We start from the raw sequence: 17,344 nt of genomic DNA, 5'->3' as shown, positions 1-17,344 counted from the left end.
AAGGCATTATCTATCGTAGGAAATCCAATCTAAATAGTTAGGATTGGTAATTAATTCTTCTGCCAGAATAAAGCTAGCGATCGTCCAGGTTTGATATTTTCTGGCTTCTTTGCCTACCAAGCGACCATTTTTACCGTCATAGTATTCTGCCCACTCATCTAAGGGTAAACGCTGGTTAGAGATTGCCATCGCTCTTTTTGCTAGATCGAAGCGATCGAGCTTTAAGGCTGCCGCCACCAAAAAACCGAGTAGAACGGGCCAGTTACCACCGTTATGGTAAGACCAGGGACGATTTTTGGGATCGCATCCCGTTAATAGCTGCCAGTCTCTGCCTTTAAGAGCGGGAAAACAAATCTTCATTGGCATCCACCCAATAAGATCTTGCCACTTTTCTTCAATAGTGTGCATAATGACTTCGCCCTGCTGTGGCGATACCAAAGAAGACAGAATTGCCACTAAGTTACCTAAAGAAAAGAAGCGACAGTCTAACTGAGAAGGACCGAGATTACCAACTAAGTAGCCTCCATTTTCGGGAAACCATTCACTGAGTTCTGCATAGGGTATCGAATCGGAATAAATATTAAACTGATTTAAGACATCTTGTCCGTATTCCTCAGCCTTGTAGCGGTAGATAACGTTTAAGCGTTGGGGATCTAGCCAGTAATGATAGCGAATATGTTCGGTCAGGGGAGGAATACGACCAGCGATCGCCTGACGTATTTTAGCATTTTCGTTATTGTCGATTAACAGTTCTTCGGCGCAGCGCAAAGCCATGTGAAACAAAGACTGAATTTCTAAAGGATGTCCATTAATTCCCATACGGCGGTCGATCATGCAGGCACCATCGGGAACGAGTAAAGTCGGGTACATTTCAAATCTTGCTGCCAGACAAAGTTCGATAATAATTCGCATTCCCTTCTGCATTTCGGGACTATGTGCCAGAGAATATTCTCCCGTAGCTTTGATATAAGCCCGCAGTAAAAACAGCCACCAAAAACAGGAATCAACAGGAGTTACCCTACCAATAGCATGATCGCCAAAGTCTGCTAGTAAATATTGTTCTTCTCCCTGATGGATGACTTTAAAACTAGCAGGCATTAAGCCCCGTCCTGGTTCGAGAAAATCTAGCTGTTTTTCTTTTATCTGTAGTTTTAAAGTTTGTATTAAAAAATTACGTACGATTTCAGTTTTGCCTTTAATCAAAAACACTAAAGCCGCAGGAACAAAATCGCGAACAAAACACTGATCGTAGTTGAGTGCGGGACTAGAAGAATCACAGGCAGCTAAAGTACCAATAGGGCGGTCGTAGTAATAAATAATCGATCTTTGCAAAATTTCCCAAGCTTCTGTGGCGAGAGTTCGATTTTGTTCCATAGTTAAAAAATTCAATAAAATCCCTATCAGTCATTAATTCATTCAATTTTAAGCTAGTAAAGAACTTAAATCTGAGATGTAACTAGAGCGAATTTCGGGCATCTAGTAGCGATCAAAAAACAATTTGCTATATTTTAAGGTCGAATTGAGACGGCGCGATCGCTTGAAAGATAAGCTAAGCCTTTTAGTCTAGCGTTGCGCTTACGCCAGGGCGATCGCCTGAGAAACATTTACCAACACTCTTCGTCATAATTAATTAACAAACTTCACTAGTAAATAACAAATTTTCAAGCCCGATAAATTATCACTGCAAATTATTAGTCTAGTAGCTTTTCAAATTAAGCTCTCGTTAATTATCATTAGTCTATGTTCAACAGCCCTTTAAAATCATTAATTGCTCGAACCAGTTTGGCTGCTAGCGTAATGCTACTAGCCAATAGCAATGGTGTTGATGCTTTTCCCGTTCCTAGCAGCAAACATTTAGCTAGCATAGATCGATACTTACAGACGATAAGCCTGGGGGGCTTGCGCTCCGCGATTGCCGAAGGCAGCGCGCAGGGAGCGATGGCGCAAAATACTGACGACCCCCCAGAAGTAATCATCGACAACGATCCAGGCAGTGTCAATCCCTCGCCTACTAGAAGAACCAGCAGCGATACACGGTTTAGCTGCGAAATTACTAATGGCGAATATACGGTTATGTATTATCCTGAAAGTCAGCCCGAACGGGGTTATCCCTGGGCAATTCCCAGTCAATTAGGAGGCGGTTGGACTCCCGAAAGACGCTGTAATGAAATTACCCGTCGCTTTGAAGCCTACCGCGCCGATGGCTTATTAGAGTTAACCACTGACGTTGAAAACAACTATGATATTATCTGCGTCACAACTCAAGTCGATCCCTCAGACTGTCGAATTGTGTTCACCGTGCCACCAGGACAAGATCCCCAATTAACCCGCGATTTGGTCTTTGAAAATTTGTTAGCTGCCGATGATGGTCAGCAAACAGACGGAGTATATACTCTAACTGATAATGACTCCGAAAACCAAATTTTTGAAGGTGTGGGCAAGATTTTAGAGGATATCGGCATCAACCGTACGAGTAACACTGCTCGTAAATCTCCAGAAAAAATCGATCTGCGTCCCTTTCTCGATCCTGCTGATGGAGGTACGGGCAGTCAACTCAAACAAGACAAGGCTGGTGTTTCTACAGGCAACCCCTCGGAACGCAAACCTGCAGTATTTCGCTAAACCTATCTTAAAGTAGAGTTACTTCTGCTGTATTACTTCTAAGATTGACTGTAGATTTTAGGAGTATTTAACTCTGTAGCGATCGCTACAGAGTTAAGACAAACATTGATGAAGTTACCAGATTTAAATTCGCGATCGCTCGATCGCATTATTGAAATGGCTTGGGAAGATCGAACGCCTTTTGGAGCAATTGAGGCTCAGTTTGGTCTGTCGGAAGATCGGGTCATTGCTATTATGCGCCGAGAACTAAAAGCCTCTAGCTTTAGAATGTGGCGCAAACGAGTTTCGGGACGCAAAACCAAACATTTAGCCAAACGCAAATTTGTTGAGGGTAGATTTAAATCTCAAAATCAGAAGTAAAAAGTTTATGTATTGGTAATACCTACAATCACCAAAATCCTCGTCTACCGTTGGGCAAAATAGTCAGCCAGTTGGTTTTGGCAGTCTCTAATTGTTCTTTATCGATCTTAGCATTGGTTAAATTAGCACCGCTGAGATTAACACCTTTTAGCTTACAGCGATCGAAATTAGCCTCGCTCAGGTTTGCACCGCGCAAATCGGCACCCTCCAAATTAACCTCAACAAAAAAAGCGCGATTTAGTTTGGCATTACGCAAGATTGCTTGACGCATATCCGAACTACTAAAATTGCAAAAGCTCAAATCCGCACTCTGAAAATTAGTTTTAATCATTATTGAGTTTTGAAAGTTACTTTCCGCCAGTTCGGATTTTTGCAAGTCTTGCCTACTGAGGTCTTTTAAGCCAAAGTCTCTTCTACCTGTAGCATAGGCATCTATAATAATTTCTGCCTCTACCTTAACAGGCTTGGGTTTTTCTCTAGCAGCATTGCGGTCTAAACCGCCAGCAGTTCTTTTACTATTAAGTGTTAATCGATTTCTAGAGGAATTTTTACCTAAAGGGGAAATTCTATCTCCAAATCTGTGAGCAGTTCTAGAACCTGCTTGTCGAGGATTAGGAATAATATTTCTACGTAAAGGAAGACTATTTGTCCGAGAAAGTGGAGAGCTACGTGGCTCCTCAACCTTGGTGTGGCTAATTATGCTTTCAGCCAAACTATCAACATGATGTTCGATATCTAGTGCCTGCAAAACCTCATCGGCAGTCTTATAACGATTTTTAACCGATACCTCCAACATTTGGGTTAAAATATCGACAAAACTATCGCTGACTTTGATATTTTTAAACCAGTCAATTTCTCCTGTTATGGGATCGCACTCTAGATTTTTAGGAGCTTTTCCCGTCATTAAATAAATACAGGTAACACCCAAAGCATAAACATCACTGGAATATACGGGACGCATTGCCAACTGTTCGGGAGGGGCAAAACCAGGAGTACCTACAGCAAAGGCAGTCAACGCGGTAGCATCTCCACCAGCTACCGTATTGCCCTGATTTTTGACAACGCCAAAATCAATTAGCACCAGTCTATTATCGATTTCTCTTCTAATGATGTTAGCTGGTTTTATATCGCGGTGAATTACTTTTTGAGCGTGAATGTCTTTAAGAATAACTAAAATTTCTTTAAGAACCTGCCTGATCTGGGTTTCGTTTAAAACTCCGTTTTTCTTAACTTCCTGTTGTAAATTATTACCTTTAACAAATTCTTGTATTAAATAGAATTGCTGTCTATCTTCAAAATAATCGAGTAGTCTGGGGATTTGGGGATGATTGCCGATTCTTCCTAAAGTTTTAGCTTCGCGCTCGAAAAGTTCCCTTGCCATCGACAAAAAGTTAGGATTATCAGTGTTGGGACGTAACTGTTTGATCACGCACAAGGGATTTCCTGGTAGTGAAAGATCGGCAGCCAAAAAAGTCGCACCAAAACCTCCTTTCCCTAGACCTTTCACTAAATGATAGCGACCGTGCAACAACAGTTTTGCTCCACAAGCTCTACAATTTTTAGCTTTGGGATGATTGATAGGTTTGGGGCAAGTTGGATTGAGGCAATAACTCATTCAAAATACCTAATAATACGCCGTCCAATAAAGTTTGATTCAACTAGATATTTTATTTAGGCAGCAAATCTCGTTGGCGATTGAATTTCTAGACTCTAGTTACTTATCAACAGCATATCCTAAGTTTTTAGTATTTGGGGTGACTAAAGTTAATAAGATAATTTTATTCAACAGTCTATGACTTGTTTTACTCTGAAAACCACCTGTTTTGACTTTTAGAATAGTTTACTTCATGATAACTGTATAGACAAAATAATTTTAAATTACCAGATTTTTGAAACAAAAGCTGTATTCGTATCGTAATAAAGTTAAATAATTTATCTGTAAATATACCGAAAGAATAAAACAAAATTTTAAAACCTCGCTTATTGCTACGGGAATTCAAGCAAACAAAATGGTCAATCGTAAAAATGTAAATTTAAAAAAAAGCGATCGCGGCGCAACATTTCAAATGGTTGTTTAGTATTCGAACTACAGTCTGTAAAGCCGTAAGCTTTAAAAAAAGCTATAGTTGCAACGCTTATTAGTTTTGCTAACTGCCTTGGCGTGGTAAGCGGAGTAATTTCTGACTTCGTGAATATACTTATTAAGGTTAGAATATTTGAGCGGAAAAAATTTGTTGGGATAATTCAGGATTCGATGCGCGTCTCTTTAAACTGGTTAAAAGAATTAGTCGATGTCAATCTATCTCCAGAAAAGTTGGGGAAAATATTAACGATCGCAGGCTTTGAGTTAGAAGCCATTGAAGATTTACGAGCCAATGCCGATGGCGTAGTAGTAGGAAAAGTAATTAAACGAGATCGTCATCCCAATGCCGATAAGCTTAGTGTTTGTGTAGTAGATGTCGGCACGGAAACTCCTTTAAATATTGTTTGCGGCGCAGCTAATGTCAGAGCCGATATTTATGTACCAGTAGCCACAGTTGGTACTTATTTACCCGCGATCGATCTCAAGCTAAAGCGTACCAAACTACGGGGCGAACCTTCAGAAGGAATGATTTGTTCTCTAACTGAGTTGGGTTTAGAAACCGAATCGGACGGTATCTATATTTTTCCCACAGAAAATTTACAGCCTGGAGATGATGTACGTCCTCTATTGGGTTTGGATGATGTAATTTTAGATTTGGCAACCACAGCCAATCGCGCCGATGCCTTGAGTATGGTAGGAATAGCGCGAGAAGTGGCAGCATTGACCGATAAAACCGTGCGCTTGCCTCAAATACCAGAAATAGATATTTCACAAAATAATTCTCTGTCAATTGAGATTGAAGATAAACAAGCTTGCCCTGCATACATCGGTACGGTTATCGAAGACGTAAAACTAGCAGGTTCTCCCGACTGGCTCAGGCGGCGATTGCAAAATGCAGGAGTTCGACCGATTAACAATGTCGTCGATATAACTAACTATGTACTGTTGGAATGGGGACAGCCCCTACATGCTTTCGACCGTGAAAAATTGCAGCAGGTAGCTGGTAAGAGCGATTTAACTATTGGTGTGCGGTTTGCCAAAACTCAAGAAACTCTCAAAACGTTAGATGACAAAGAGAGAAGCTTGAGCGATCGCAACTTGTTAATTACCGCTAATGACCAACCAGTAGCTCTAGCAGGAGTTATGGGTGGAGCGGCTACAGAAGTCGATAATAATACTCAAAATATCGTTTTAGAAGCGGCGTTGTTCGATCCCGTTACTATTCGTCGTTCTTCTCGCGCCGTAAGTTTGCATAGTGAGGCTTCGACTCGTTACGAACGAGGTGTCAATCAGGTAGAGATAGATGCAGCTAGCAATCGAGCGATCTCCTTACTGCAAGAATTGACGGGCGGTAATGCGATCGCGCAAACTATAGCTGATAACCGAGTCGCTTCAGGTAGTAAAAGTACCATAGAACTACGGTTGTCGAGAATTCATCAGGTTTTAGGAACGGTTAGGGCAGAAAATGGCAGTGGCTATATTGAAGCTACAGATGTAGAATCAATTCTTTCTGCTTTAGGCTGCAAGTTAGAAACGGTTTCAGAAAGCGAGCGCGTTTGGAGAGTTACCATTCCTCCCTATCGCTATCGAGATTTAGAACGCGAAATCGATCTTATTGAAGAAGTAGCCCGTCTTTATGGTTACGATCGCTTTGAAGATACCCTACCTGCTAAAACCGAACCAGGTTATCTTTCCTTTGAATACTATGTTAAAAACAAGCTGCGAACCACCTTTCGAGGTGTCGGACTGACTGAGGTGGTGCATTATTCGCTAGTCAAGCCAACGGGGAAAGAAATAGCCTTAGCCAATCCTTTATTTGCCGAGTATTCGGCTTTGAGAATCGATTTACTTTCTGGTTTAATCGATGCTTTGGCATACAATTTATCTCAGGGCAATGGCGCGCTCAATGGTTTTGAAATCGAACGAGTCTTCGTACCTACAGAAAATAACCTACAGGAAACCGATGTGGTTGCGGGAATTATGGGCGGCAATTTATTCTCTAGTGGTTTGTGGGTTACTGGTGGCAAAGAAAAGCCAATGACTTGGTATGAGGCAAAAGGTATTTTAGATAATGTCTTTACCAATCTGGGTTTATCCGTAGCATATCAGCCAGAAACTAACGAAGACAGACTGCATCCAGGGCGTACTGCTTCTCTATGGCTAGAGGGCAAAAGTTTGGGAATTTTTGGGCAACTTCACCCCCAACTAGGACAGCAACGGGATTTACCAGAAGAAGTTTATTTATTTCAACTGGCGTTTGATGTTTTATTGGCAGCGTTAGAGCGAGAAGAACTTATTACACCAAAATTTCAAGCTTATTCAACTTATCCAGGTGCGGTTAGAGATCTGGCATTTTTTGCACCTATGGAGTTGTCGGTAGCCGCATTAGAGCGTGCGATGTCCAAAGCAGGGGGTAAGCTGCTACAGGAAATTGCCATCTTTGATGAATATAAAGGTAAAAACGTCCCTGAAGGACAGCGCAGTCTGGCTTTTAACTTAATCTATCGAGCGAGCGATCGCACTTTAAGCGATAAGGATGTCGATCCAGTTCACCAAAAAGTACGCGATACTCTGGTTAAAAAGTTTGATGTCACCCTTCGTAGTTGACATAAAAAAATGCTGTATTTTTCAACGTCTAGAAACTCGATCGCAACAGCCTCCTTTGCCCTTGGCTTCATACATGGCTAGATCGGCAGCGGACAAGTATTCGTGACAATCCTGGTATTTAGGATCGGAAATAACAATGCCAATGCTAGCCTTGAGTACGATCGTATGACCGTTAAGCTCTAACTTTTGATTTAGCGATCGCTGAATTTTGCTGGTACAATCTCTGGCATTTTTTAAGCTGTCAATATCTTCTAAAAGAATTACAAATTCATCGCCACCAAAACGCGATATGGTATCGCTCTCTCGCAGACAACTCCACAGGCGACGAGCAACTTCAATCAGTACCTGATTACCTGCTAAATGTCCCAGACGGTCGTTGACTTGCTTAAAATCGTCTAGATCGATAAATAATAACGCAAAAGTTCGTTCCCGATGCCGTTGATATATTTTAAGAGTATGCTCGAACCGCTCGATCAATCCACTGTAGTTTAGTAATCCTGTTAGAACATCGCAACAGGAGACTTTATTCAGTCTTTCAATTTCTCGCTCGTAGCTGTTGTCTTGAATGAGCCAGCATAACCCGATCGTTTTACCAGTCGAACTATAAAGAATAGATACAGATAGTGTAGCTGAGATTGGTTCGGTTTCCCAAGGCTGTAAACATACTCTTTTTTTCTCCAATGGCTTGCCATGAACTAACTGCTCGATAATCGATTTACGAAAATGCGATCGCTCGGTTTCGGCTATAAAAATGCTTAAAAGTTTACCGACTAAAAGCACTTGAGGAACCTTAAGCAGCTTCGCTGCTGCTTGATTTACTTCTTGGATACCACCCCAGCGATCGGTAATTACATAAGCTGCCGAAGAATTGAGAAATATTGTTTTATAACGATGAAGCTTCCACTCTGCTATATCTCTATCTATTGCTAACTTCTTAAACTGCCGCTGAAAATCTTCTAGAGAAAAAGTAAATTTGCTTAGTAACTCTGATAATAACTCAGGCGATCGCCCTAAATTTTCGTAATGTATTTTTTCTAACTCTTGATGGACAAACTGAATCGATTGCTCTAAACTATTTTCTTTCATTGCAAGCTTCAGGCAGTGATTAGCCTAGACCAAGTTAGTGAATATACTTAAATTTAAAGCAATCTTTTTTATATCTGTGTTCGATAGTGAACATAAATTACACTCGCAAATGTACATTACGAAAACCAATTAGTTTACTGAAGCTTATTTAATGTTTTGTAAAATTAAAACTGAATTTAATTTACAATTCTAAGTTATTAAGTTAATTTACAATTTAAGTTAGCGTAGCGAGCAAACGATGATTTACTTTGACGGAAACTTCTTTTGTACCTCTTAACTGGCAAGAATTAACTTTACGGTTGAGTATTGCTTTTATAGTCGGTGCGACGATTGGTTTGGAAAGAGAAATTAAAAGCAAACCAGCAGGATTAAGAACTAATATTTTGGTGTGTTTTAGTTCGGCTTTAATAGTCATCGTACCAATTCAAATAGGAGCGGCACAACAAAATCTAGATGTTTTAGGCAGAGTTATTTCTGGAGTAATTACGGGCGTAAGCTTTATTGGTGGCGGAACGATACTCCGCGATCCAGACCGAGTAAAAGGCTTAACTTCAGCAGCAGCAATTTGGGTTACAGCAGTATTAGGAATTACTATTGGTTGCGGTTTGTTGTGGTTAGGAATAATTGGAGCTACAGTAACCTGGGTAGTTCTGAGATTATTTGCTATTTGGGAAAAAAAACTTTGAAATTACTTTAGTTTGTCAAAGGTTAATAAATCTCTGACAAAAATCAGTAATGTCGATCGGAAACTTGCCGTAGTTGCTTAGATGCTAAAGTTAAAAAAGCTCTACTGATTGCTCTTTTGAACTTTACTCCCAAATAAACTTAGGCTGTAAGCTAAAGTACGCAGGGTAAGTCTGGCAGTTAGAATTTTTTTTGGAGCGATCGCCTATCCTAAATCAGTCTTCAATAATGCAGCATAAAAGCGAGAAAATCAATTTCAACAGCAAAATTTTTTATCTAGTTTGTCTGCTTTTAATGTTGTTTAGTTTAAAAGGGCAATTGAATCTACACCAGTTACAATCTTACTTGCGCGGTTCTGCTCATTTGATTTCCAAGATACACAGATATTTTAACCAACCGCGATCGCTCAAAAGACCTCAAAGTTATCCTCCTAGTCTTTACGGCACACAACCGCTAGTTATGGAAGGAGGCGATCCCTACATTCGGGCATTGATGCGAACGATTACCGCTAGTGAGTCTAATGTTGCTCGTCCTTATAACGTTATTTACGGCGGTCGAATGGTAGAAGATTTAAGCGAACATCCCGAAATTTGCGTTCCCATAGTAGCAGGACCAAATGTTGGCAATTGCAGCACTGCCGCAGGACGCTATCAGATGCTCGATATTACCTGGGAAAAACAAGCCCAACGCTATCATCCCAAGCCTTCTGGTTTGTGGATGTGGAGAAGCTATAGCTTTGCTGCTGAATATCAAGATCTAGTGGTTCATGATTGGTTGAGCGATCGCGGAGTTTGGAATGCCGATATACCCCAACTATTGCGCCAGGAAAGAATTGATGTAGTATTGCGGTTGCTTTCGTTCACCTGGACGAGTCTGGGATACGGAATTGAAACCAATTCTATGAGTAGATATTTGCCCCAGGTCTACCAAAATATGTTGCAAGAAGAATTAAACAATGAACAATGAACATTGCTAAATGCTCATTGCTCATTGAAATGACGATAGTATGACTGAGAGGCGATCGAGTTTTTTGTTTGAGTCTCTTACTTTATAGCTTTATTTTATAGATGCGATCGCTATGTTCGTTGATTTATCGATCTTAGTTGGTTTGGGAATATTTGCGGGACTTTTGGCAGGTATTCTGGGTATCGGTGGCGGTACGGTTTTGGTACCGATTATCAAGACTTTAGGCTACACTCCAGTGCAGGCAGTAGCAACCAGCAGTTTGGCAATTGTCATGACTTCTATTTCAGGCACTTTCCAAAATTGGCGCATGGGCAATCTCAATTTACGACAGGTTATCTTACTAGCCTTACCTTCCTTATTTACCGCCCAATTAGGTGTATGGATTGCCAGTTCGATTCCGCCATACATTTTATTATTAGCTTTTGCCTGTTTTCTGCTCCTCAATATCTTTTTAACCAATTTACGCAAGATGGCGATCGCCCGAACCAGGGATACAGATGGTTCTGCCAAACTCAATCCAGCTCTAGCGAGAATTTTTACTGGCGGTATTTCTGGTGTTCTGGCTGGTTTGTTTGGTATTGGTGGCGGCGTTATTTTAGTTCCCCTACAAATAGTGCTGTTGGGAGAAAAAATCAAATCGGCAATCCAAACCAGTTTGGCTGTAATCGTCCTCACTTCTATTTCTGCCTGTATCGGACACGCTAATCGAGGCAATATTCTCTGGTTTGAAGGCATTGTCCTGGGTATAGGAGGCTTAATCGGAGCACAATTCAGTTCGCGATTTTTACCGAGATTGCCCGATAAGTTTGTAACTCTCAGCTTTGATTTTTTGCTAGGTTTGCTCTCGATTTACGTTTTTTACCAAGCATACAACAGCTACACGACACGCTAGCGCAATCGCACCTGTTTCGATCTTTGGTTCGTTGTCAATAGCCAAAAAAATTTGTTAGCTTATACATAGTCGTTATGAGTATGTATAAACAACAAATAATCTCATGGTAAAAATAGTTGGCATTGCAGGGAGTCTACGAGACAATTCTTATAGCGTTTTAGCACTTCAACAGGCAACAAACAGGATTAAAGCTTTAGGTGCAGAAGCAGAAATTATCGATCTTAAGGAAATGAAATTACCTTTTTGTGATGGTGGCGATGACTATCCCGATTATCCAGATGTTGAGGTAATGAGAGCTAAAGTAAAAGCTGCTGACGGTTTGATTTTGGCAACACCCGAATATCACGGTAGCGTTAGCGGTGTAATTAAAAATGCCTTAGATTTGATGAGCTTCGAGCATTTGTCGGGTAAAGTTGCAGGAGTCATTAGCGTTTTAGGCGGACAATCTAACAGCAACGCTCTAAACGATCTGCGAATAATAATCCGCTGGGTTCACGGTTGGGTAATTCCAGAACAAATCTCCGTAGGACAGGCATGGCAAGCTTTTGACAATGAGGGAAAACTAAAAGACGAAAAGCTCTCCCAAAGATTCGATAGTTTTGCTCAAAGTTTGGTAGAGAATACGGCTAAACTACGTGGTTAATTATCGATTGAGCCAGTCTTGTCCGTAGAGATGTTTGGCGATCGCCGTATTGGTAAGATTATATTGCAGGGGAGTAATGGTAACGTAGCGATCGCCAATCGCCTGTACGTCAGTCACAATATAGGACGGTAAATTATTATCGTTTGGCTGTTCTAAATCTTCAATAATTTCTCCTGCCAGCCAATAATAATTTTTACCGCGAGGATCTTGTCTTTGTTCAAACTTTTCGATGTAGCGGCGCAATCCCTGGCGAGTAACTAACATTCCTTTGATGGCTGTTTCTGCTACTGGCGGAACATTAACGCTGAGTAAGGGTGGTTGGGGAAACTCAGTTTCAACTAAGCGATCGACTAACTTTAGTGCTACGTTCGCAGCAGTTTGAAACTCAAAATCGCTAAAGCTTGCCAAACTAAAAGCGACACTGGGAATACCTTCTAAAGCTCCTTCCATCGCCGCCGAAACCGTTCCCGAATACAAAACATCCGTACCGAGATTGGGACCGTGATTGATGCCAGACAAAACCAGATTGGGGCGATCGCGACAAACAGCATTTAGGGCAAATTTAACGCAATCGGCAGGAGTACCAGAACAAGACCAGGCAGTAACTCTTTTGTCAAAAATAGAATTAACCTCTCTAGCGCGAATTGGCTGATGGATGGTCAGTCCGTGTCCCGTTGCCGAACGTTCGCGATCGGGACAGACAACCGTAATCTTATAACCCGCTTTAGCTAAGGTATTGGCGAGAGTCCGTACCCCCAAAGCAAAAATACCGTCATCGTTACTAATTAAAATATTGAGGGATTGTCTGTCAGTCATGTTTAACAGTAAGAAAGTATTTTTTAAAGCGATCGAATATTTGTCTGGTAATTTCGGTAAACTAAGGTGTACCTCGATCGACCACTATCTATAATAGTCACTCCAAATTGTAAATCTAATTAGTAATGACGACTTCACCCATTCAGACTCAACTAGAAACCTTACAAACTGAAGCGATCGACGCGATCGCTGATTCTAGCAGCTTAGATGAACTAGAACAATTAAGAGTTAAATATCTAGGCAAAAAAGGACAACTATCGCAAATTTTGCGAGGAATGGGTAAATTAAGTCCCGAAGAACGTCCAGCAGTTGGTAATAAAGCCAACGTGGTCAAAGAGGCAGTTCAAACCAATCTCGATCGGCAAAAAGATCGACTACAGCAAGCAGCAGTCGCTGCCAAGATTGCTGCCGAAACTTTAGATGTCACGATGCCTGGGGTAAGCCGTCCTTTGGGTAGAGTTCATCCTTTAAACGGTACGGTCGATCGCGTGTTGGATATTTTTGTTGGTTTGGGCTACACGGTAGCTACAGGACCGCAAATAGAGAGCGACTATTATAACTTTGAAGCACTCAATACACCTCAAGATCACCCTGCTAGGGATATGCAGGATACTTTCTATCTTCCAGATGGTAACTTACTGCGTACCCACACCTCATCGGTGCAAATTCGCTACATGGAAAATAACGAACCGCCAATTAGAATTATTGCCCCAGGTCGTGTATATCGCCGCGATACGGTAGATGCTACCCACTCGGCAGTATTTCATCAGGTAGAACTATTGGCGGTAGATAAAGGACTAAAATTCACCGATCTTAAAGGTACAATCAAAGAATTTTTGCAGCGCATGTTTGGTTCGGAGTTACCAGTGCAGTTTCGCGCCAGCTACTTCCCCTTCACCGAACCCTCGGCAGAAGTAGACGTACAGTGGAAAGGTAAATGGCTAGAGGTTATGGGTTGCGGTATGGTAGATCCCAATGTACTCAAAGCTGTTGGTTACGACCCTGAAGTATATACTGGTTTTGCGGCGGGTTTTGGCGTAGAAAGATTTGCAATGGTGCTACACCAAATTGACGATATTCGCCGTTTGTATAATAGCGACTTAAGATTTTTGAGACAGTTTTAAATATGGGTTTAATATGAGGCAATTGCTTGTTTATTGCAATGAAATACTAGCCCGATCTAAACTAACGAAACTTTTTTGTGGTTCGCGACTTCATAATGTTTCAGGATCTAATTCCTGAGTTTGTCCCGAACGATATTCTGTCATTGCCTCAGCAGCCAGCTTTGCTAGTGCATCTTCTGAATCATTAAAAGTTTTTTCCCATCGTCTCTCTTCTTCAAGTTCTTCTAGAATAATTGTTGCAATAATATCTTGTTCCTCTTTAGGTAAATTTTTAATTTTGGCAATTGCCTATTCTAATAGTTTGGTCATTGGTAATTTACTAGTTTGTAAAGTAATTAATTGCCTTTTAAGTGCATAAAACCTATAGAAATATAAATTATTTTTGAGCAACGCCTTTATACATATATCCAACTATTTTAGGAAACTTTGGAGCATAGAATTCTTCTATGGTTAGCTCGGAAAACTTTTGTGCTACTAAGTTTTGAATATTGCGATTGAGATGGCAACCGTCGGCAATAACTTTTTGTATCGGTGTCAGACGGTTTTGCCAGACGCGAACGCCATCATCTTTGCTCGCTCCGTGTTCGATAAATAAAAACTTACCACCAGGTTTTAAAAGTCGATAAATCTCTGCGATCGCGCTATTTACATCGGGAATGCTACATAAAGTCCAAGTACTGACAATGGTATCAAAACTCTCATCTTCCATTGGCAAATTTTCACCATTAAGGACACGACGATCTACAGTAATCTTAGAATCGGCAATTCGCGATCGCGATATTTTATTCATGCCAGGATTGGGATCTACAGTAGTAATTTTCTCTACTCTGTCGGGATAGTGAGGTAAATTCAAACCCGTACCAAAACCAATTTCTAAAATCTCTCCCGATACATCCGCTAATAGCTGCTGGCGATATTCGGCAAGTACGGGATCTGACATCGCCCAATCTATACAGTATGGAATTATAAAATTAGAATAGAAACCCATTACTCAAACCTGCTTAGTATATCGTGTCTGAGTTTAATTTAGCTCGATTTGGATAGGTACATTAGTTTTTTAATGCAGTCATATTCAGCGATCGCAACTGACATTAGCTTAAAATTAATAAAACTGCGAATCCATACGACGTTCTAATTGTTCGATCCTTCTTTCCAATCTGTCTAAACGATTTCTTTCTGCCTCTAATTCTTCAACTGCACTTCGCGAACCTCGCTCGCGGTCGTAGTCGCGATAATCATCACGCTGCCGTCTTTCTCTTCTCTCGTCTCTTTCCCATTCTTCCCGATATTCTTCTCCCGTCCTTCTGTAGCGATCGCCATCGCGATAATATCGTTCGTCTCGTTGTAGATTATCGAGTTCGTGTCTTCGGCGATCGCGCTCGGCTTCTCTACTATAATCAGATTCGTATGGTTTACCCTTAGCTATTAGGCTGTCAAATTGATGATGTTCGATAAGATTCGACTCAATTCCTAACAGAGGCGGGGCAATCGCATTTAGTAAAATAATTTCTAACATGGCATTTTTTTCAACACATGACTAATGACGGTTTAAAGAGTCAGCAAGCAATTTAGACAATATACAGGTCTTCATCAATTAAAAAGTCTACACCGCCTTCAATAATGGCAAAGGTTTCTCTGTCAAACGAGAGTTCGCCCGAATCAATATCGTAGTTAAAGCGATCGTATTCAAAGGTGCCAATGCCAAATCCTTCGGCATAAACTTCGACTATATCTCCTTCTTCATAGTAAAAGTCTTCAATAGTATCGACTCCTGTATTCAAAATTGTAGAAAAGACAAACTTATCTGCACCTAAACCGCCATTTAAGATATCGTCATTTTCTTGTCCTTCTAAGATATCGTCGCCATCGCCACCTATTAAAGTATCTTCACCTTCACCACCGAGTAAAGTATCGTCGTCATCTTCACCATATAAAATATCTTCTCCCGTACCGCCTACTAAAGTATCCTCTCCGTCCTGACCGCCATAGAGAACATCATTATGGGCTTCCCCAAACATGAGGTCGTCTCCCTCTTCTCCTTGCAAAGTATCATAGCCGTCGTATCCTAAAAGTACGTCATCTCCTTCTTCACCGACGACTATATCTTGATCCGAACCGCCATTAATGGTGTCATCACCATCGTAACCTAACAGAATATCGTTACCTAGATAGCCGTCGATAATATCATCACCTTCGCGACCATCCATAAAGTCATCTTCGGCACTTAAAGGAAACAAAGTTCTAAAATCTTCACTACTAGATGTTCCGATATACTCAGCCATGTCAATTATTCCTCAACTATTTGTTTGCGTTTGTCTATGGTTTTGAAGCTATATTTTTTGTCAAAAATGTAGTTTGTTGTTAGTTTAGCTAGCGATTTTTTTAAAAGTTAAAAAATAGTTATTTGTCTTTTGAAAACTATTTTTTAAAGATTGCCATGCAAATATTTTAAGTTAGTTTTGGTTGTTTTTACAGTTCTAAGATTCAGTTATGTTTTAGTCGTATATAAAATGCTAAAGAACAAAAATAAAAAACTTGGTAATTTAATTATTTTTGAGAATCAAGTGGATATAAATATAAAAATCAATTTAGTTAAAAATAAAAAATCTAATTACGATCTAAATTTATTTTTACTAAAAATAGCGATCGCTCAAATAAATAATTTGGATTTGCTCGTTTGTTTATTAGCAGTGACGGAACAAAACAAGAGATTGTTTCCAAACGAACAAAATAGTAGTTTAATTACACATATTGAATTTAGCCACAAAATAGAAAAGTCACAGATTACGCCATCGTTTCAAGGCGAAGTAATAATAATCTGTGACCGTTAATCGAACTAAAAGCGCAAACTTTGCACTCTTGTAGACTATACTGCTGATTAACTTTCTGCTTGTTTAGGCTCGAACTCTAAAGAAACTCCATTCATACAGTAACGTTGTCCTGTCGGTTTGGGACCATCATTAAATACGTGACCGAGGTGACCGCCACAGCGACTACAGTGTACTTCGGTTCTAGTCATAAATAGGGAGCGATCGACAGTAGTTTCTACAGCATCTTCTATAGGTGCATAAAAACTAGGCCATCCCGTACCGCTATTAAATTTGGTATCAGAGGTAAATAAAGGTTGACCGCAGCCAGCACAGACAAACGTACCCTTATCATAGTTTTTATCGAGGGGACTGGTTCCCGCTCTTTCGGTACCGTGCTTGCGGAGGACGCGAAACTGTTCTGGGGTTAAAGTTTCTTGCCACTCTCGATCGGTTTTTTGGACTTCAAATTCTTTTTTAGAAGCTGTCATAATTTTGTAACTTATCTTAACACTCGTTAATACTATTACTTATTATGTGCCAAATTTAACTCTGCTTGGAGTTGGAAATTACTAAAAGTAAGTATGGGTTTCACTTAAAAGCGCGATCGCCTGAAGAAATAAACTGTAGTTTTGGTTAAAAAACTTTTAAAAT

The 17,344-nt window shown here is 40.5% G+C and carries 17 protein-coding genes; 9 read left to right on the top strand and 8 right to left on the bottom strand.

Annotation, left to right across the window (positions count from 1 at the left end):
* Positions 1 to 6: 6 nt before the first annotated feature.
* Complete coding sequence (locus KV40_RS13575) at positions 7 to 1,374, bottom strand: glycoside hydrolase 100 family protein (protein ID WP_036482288.1); 1,368 nt, start codon at positions 1,372 to 1,374, stop codon at positions 7 to 9.
* 366 nt (positions 1,375 to 1,740) lie between these two features.
* Here KV40_RS13575 and KV40_RS13570 point away from each other — a divergent pair, with 366 nt between their 5' ends.
* Together KV40_RS13570 and KV40_RS13565 are read left to right on the top strand one after the other, a co-directional pair.
* Positions 1,741 to 2,622 (top strand): COP23 domain-containing protein, encoded by an 882-nt coding sequence (locus KV40_RS13570; RefSeq protein WP_036482287.1) that lies wholly within the window; start codon positions 1,741 to 1,743, stop codon positions 2,620 to 2,622.
* Positions 2,623 to 2,730: 108 nt separating this feature from the next.
* The gene (locus KV40_RS13565; RefSeq protein ID WP_036482285.1) at positions 2,731 to 2,982 is read left to right on the top strand and encodes a TIGR03643 family protein; all 252 of its coding nucleotides are present in this window, start codon (positions 2,731 to 2,733) and stop codon (positions 2,980 to 2,982) included.
* Between the two features lie 28 nt (positions 2,983 to 3,010).
* Here the strand turns inward: KV40_RS13565 and KV40_RS13560 are convergent, their stop codons facing one another.
* Positions 3,011 to 4,597, bottom strand: coding sequence for a serine/threonine-protein kinase (locus tag KV40_RS13560; protein ID WP_036482283.1), 1,587 nt, complete (start codon positions 4,595 to 4,597; stop codon positions 3,011 to 3,013).
* Positions 4,598 to 5,194: 597 nt separating this feature from the next.
* Between KV40_RS13560 and pheT the strand changes: the two genes are divergently transcribed.
* Positions 5,195 to 7,672 carry a phenylalanine--tRNA ligase subunit beta gene (pheT, locus tag KV40_RS13555; protein ID WP_371260781.1) on the top strand — a complete coding sequence of 826 codons (2,478 nt, stop codon included), beginning with the start codon at positions 5,195 to 5,197 and terminating at the stop codon, positions 7,670 to 7,672.
* 21 nt (positions 7,673 to 7,693) lie between these two features.
* On the opposite strand, the gene KV40_RS32160 is transcribed toward pheT, so the two are convergent.
* Positions 7,694 to 8,758, bottom strand: a complete 1,065-nt coding sequence (locus KV40_RS32160) for a diguanylate cyclase domain-containing protein (RefSeq protein WP_052055624.1) — start codon at positions 8,756 to 8,758, stop codon at positions 7,694 to 7,696.
* Between the two features lie 248 nt (positions 8,759 to 9,006).
* On the opposite strand from KV40_RS32160, the gene KV40_RS13545 reads away from it, so the two are divergent.
* The 4 genes from KV40_RS13545 (at position 9,007) to KV40_RS13530 (ending at position 11,943) form a co-directional block, all read left to right on the top strand.
* The gene (locus tag KV40_RS13545; protein WP_036482279.1) at positions 9,007 to 9,444 is read left to right on the top strand and encodes an MgtC/SapB family protein; all 438 of its coding nucleotides are present in this window, start codon (positions 9,007 to 9,009) and stop codon (positions 9,442 to 9,444) included.
* 316 nt (positions 9,445 to 9,760) lie between these two features.
* On the top strand, positions 9,761 to 10,408 hold the full coding sequence (locus KV40_RS13540; protein ID WP_253274256.1) for a glycoside hydrolase family protein: 648 nt from the start codon (positions 9,761 to 9,763) through the stop codon (positions 10,406 to 10,408).
* A gap of 112 nt (positions 10,409 to 10,520) precedes the next feature.
* Complete coding sequence (locus tag KV40_RS13535; protein ID WP_036482277.1) at positions 10,521 to 11,300, top strand: sulfite exporter TauE/SafE family protein; 780 nt, start codon at positions 10,521 to 10,523, stop codon at positions 11,298 to 11,300.
* 103 nt (positions 11,301 to 11,403) lie between these two features.
* Entirely contained in the window at positions 11,404 to 11,943 is a 540-nt protein-coding gene (locus tag KV40_RS13530; RefSeq protein ID WP_036482275.1) for an NADPH-dependent FMN reductase, read from the top strand.
* On the opposite strand, the gene surE is transcribed toward KV40_RS13530, so the two are convergent.
* A complete protein-coding gene (gene surE, locus KV40_RS13525; protein WP_036482273.1) occupies positions 11,944 to 12,759 on the bottom strand; it encodes a 5'/3'-nucleotidase SurE in 816 nt (271 codons plus the stop codon).
* A 125-nt stretch (positions 12,760 to 12,884) separates the two neighbouring features.
* Here surE and pheS point away from each other — a divergent pair, with 125 nt between their 5' ends.
* On the top strand, positions 12,885 to 13,883 hold the full coding sequence (gene pheS / locus KV40_RS13520) for a phenylalanine--tRNA ligase subunit alpha (protein ID WP_036482270.1): 999 nt from the start codon (positions 12,885 to 12,887) through the stop codon (positions 13,881 to 13,883).
* 376 nt (positions 13,884 to 14,259) lie between these two features.
* Here pheS and KV40_RS13515 read toward each other — a convergent pair whose 3' ends face one another.
* The 3 genes from KV40_RS13515 to KV40_RS13505 form a co-directional block, all read right to left on the bottom strand.
* Positions 14,260 to 14,871 carry a class I SAM-dependent methyltransferase gene (locus KV40_RS13515; protein ID WP_036482267.1) on the bottom strand — a complete coding sequence of 204 codons (612 nt, stop codon included), beginning with the start codon at positions 14,869 to 14,871 and terminating at the stop codon, positions 14,260 to 14,262.
* A gap of 114 nt (positions 14,872 to 14,985) precedes the next feature.
* A complete protein-coding gene (locus tag KV40_RS13510; protein ID WP_036482264.1) occupies positions 14,986 to 15,399 on the bottom strand; it encodes a hypothetical protein in 414 nt (137 codons plus the stop codon).
* A 52-nt stretch (positions 15,400 to 15,451) separates the two neighbouring features.
* Entirely contained in the window at positions 15,452 to 16,165 is a 714-nt protein-coding gene (locus KV40_RS13505) for a calcium-binding protein (protein ID WP_052055623.1), read from the bottom strand.
* Between the two features lie 228 nt (positions 16,166 to 16,393).
* Between KV40_RS13505 and KV40_RS13500 the strand changes: the two genes are divergently transcribed.
* Positions 16,394 to 16,714, top strand: coding sequence for a hypothetical protein (locus KV40_RS13500; protein WP_036482259.1), 321 nt, complete (start codon positions 16,394 to 16,396; stop codon positions 16,712 to 16,714).
* A gap of 47 nt (positions 16,715 to 16,761) precedes the next feature.
* On the opposite strand, the gene msrB is transcribed toward KV40_RS13500, so the two are convergent.
* A complete protein-coding gene (msrB, locus tag KV40_RS13495; protein WP_081942845.1) occupies positions 16,762 to 17,181 on the bottom strand; it encodes a peptide-methionine (R)-S-oxide reductase MsrB in 420 nt (139 codons plus the stop codon).
* Between the last annotated feature and the right edge of the window lie 163 nt (positions 17,182 to 17,344).

Origin of the sequence: Myxosarcina sp. GI1 (assembly GCF_000756305.1) — a bacterium.
Taxonomy (GTDB): domain Bacteria; phylum Cyanobacteriota; class Cyanobacteriia; order Cyanobacteriales; family Xenococcaceae; genus Myxosarcina.
The sequence above is the reverse complement of the archived record's forward strand: the minus strand, read 5'-3'. Positions and strand labels throughout refer to the sequence as shown.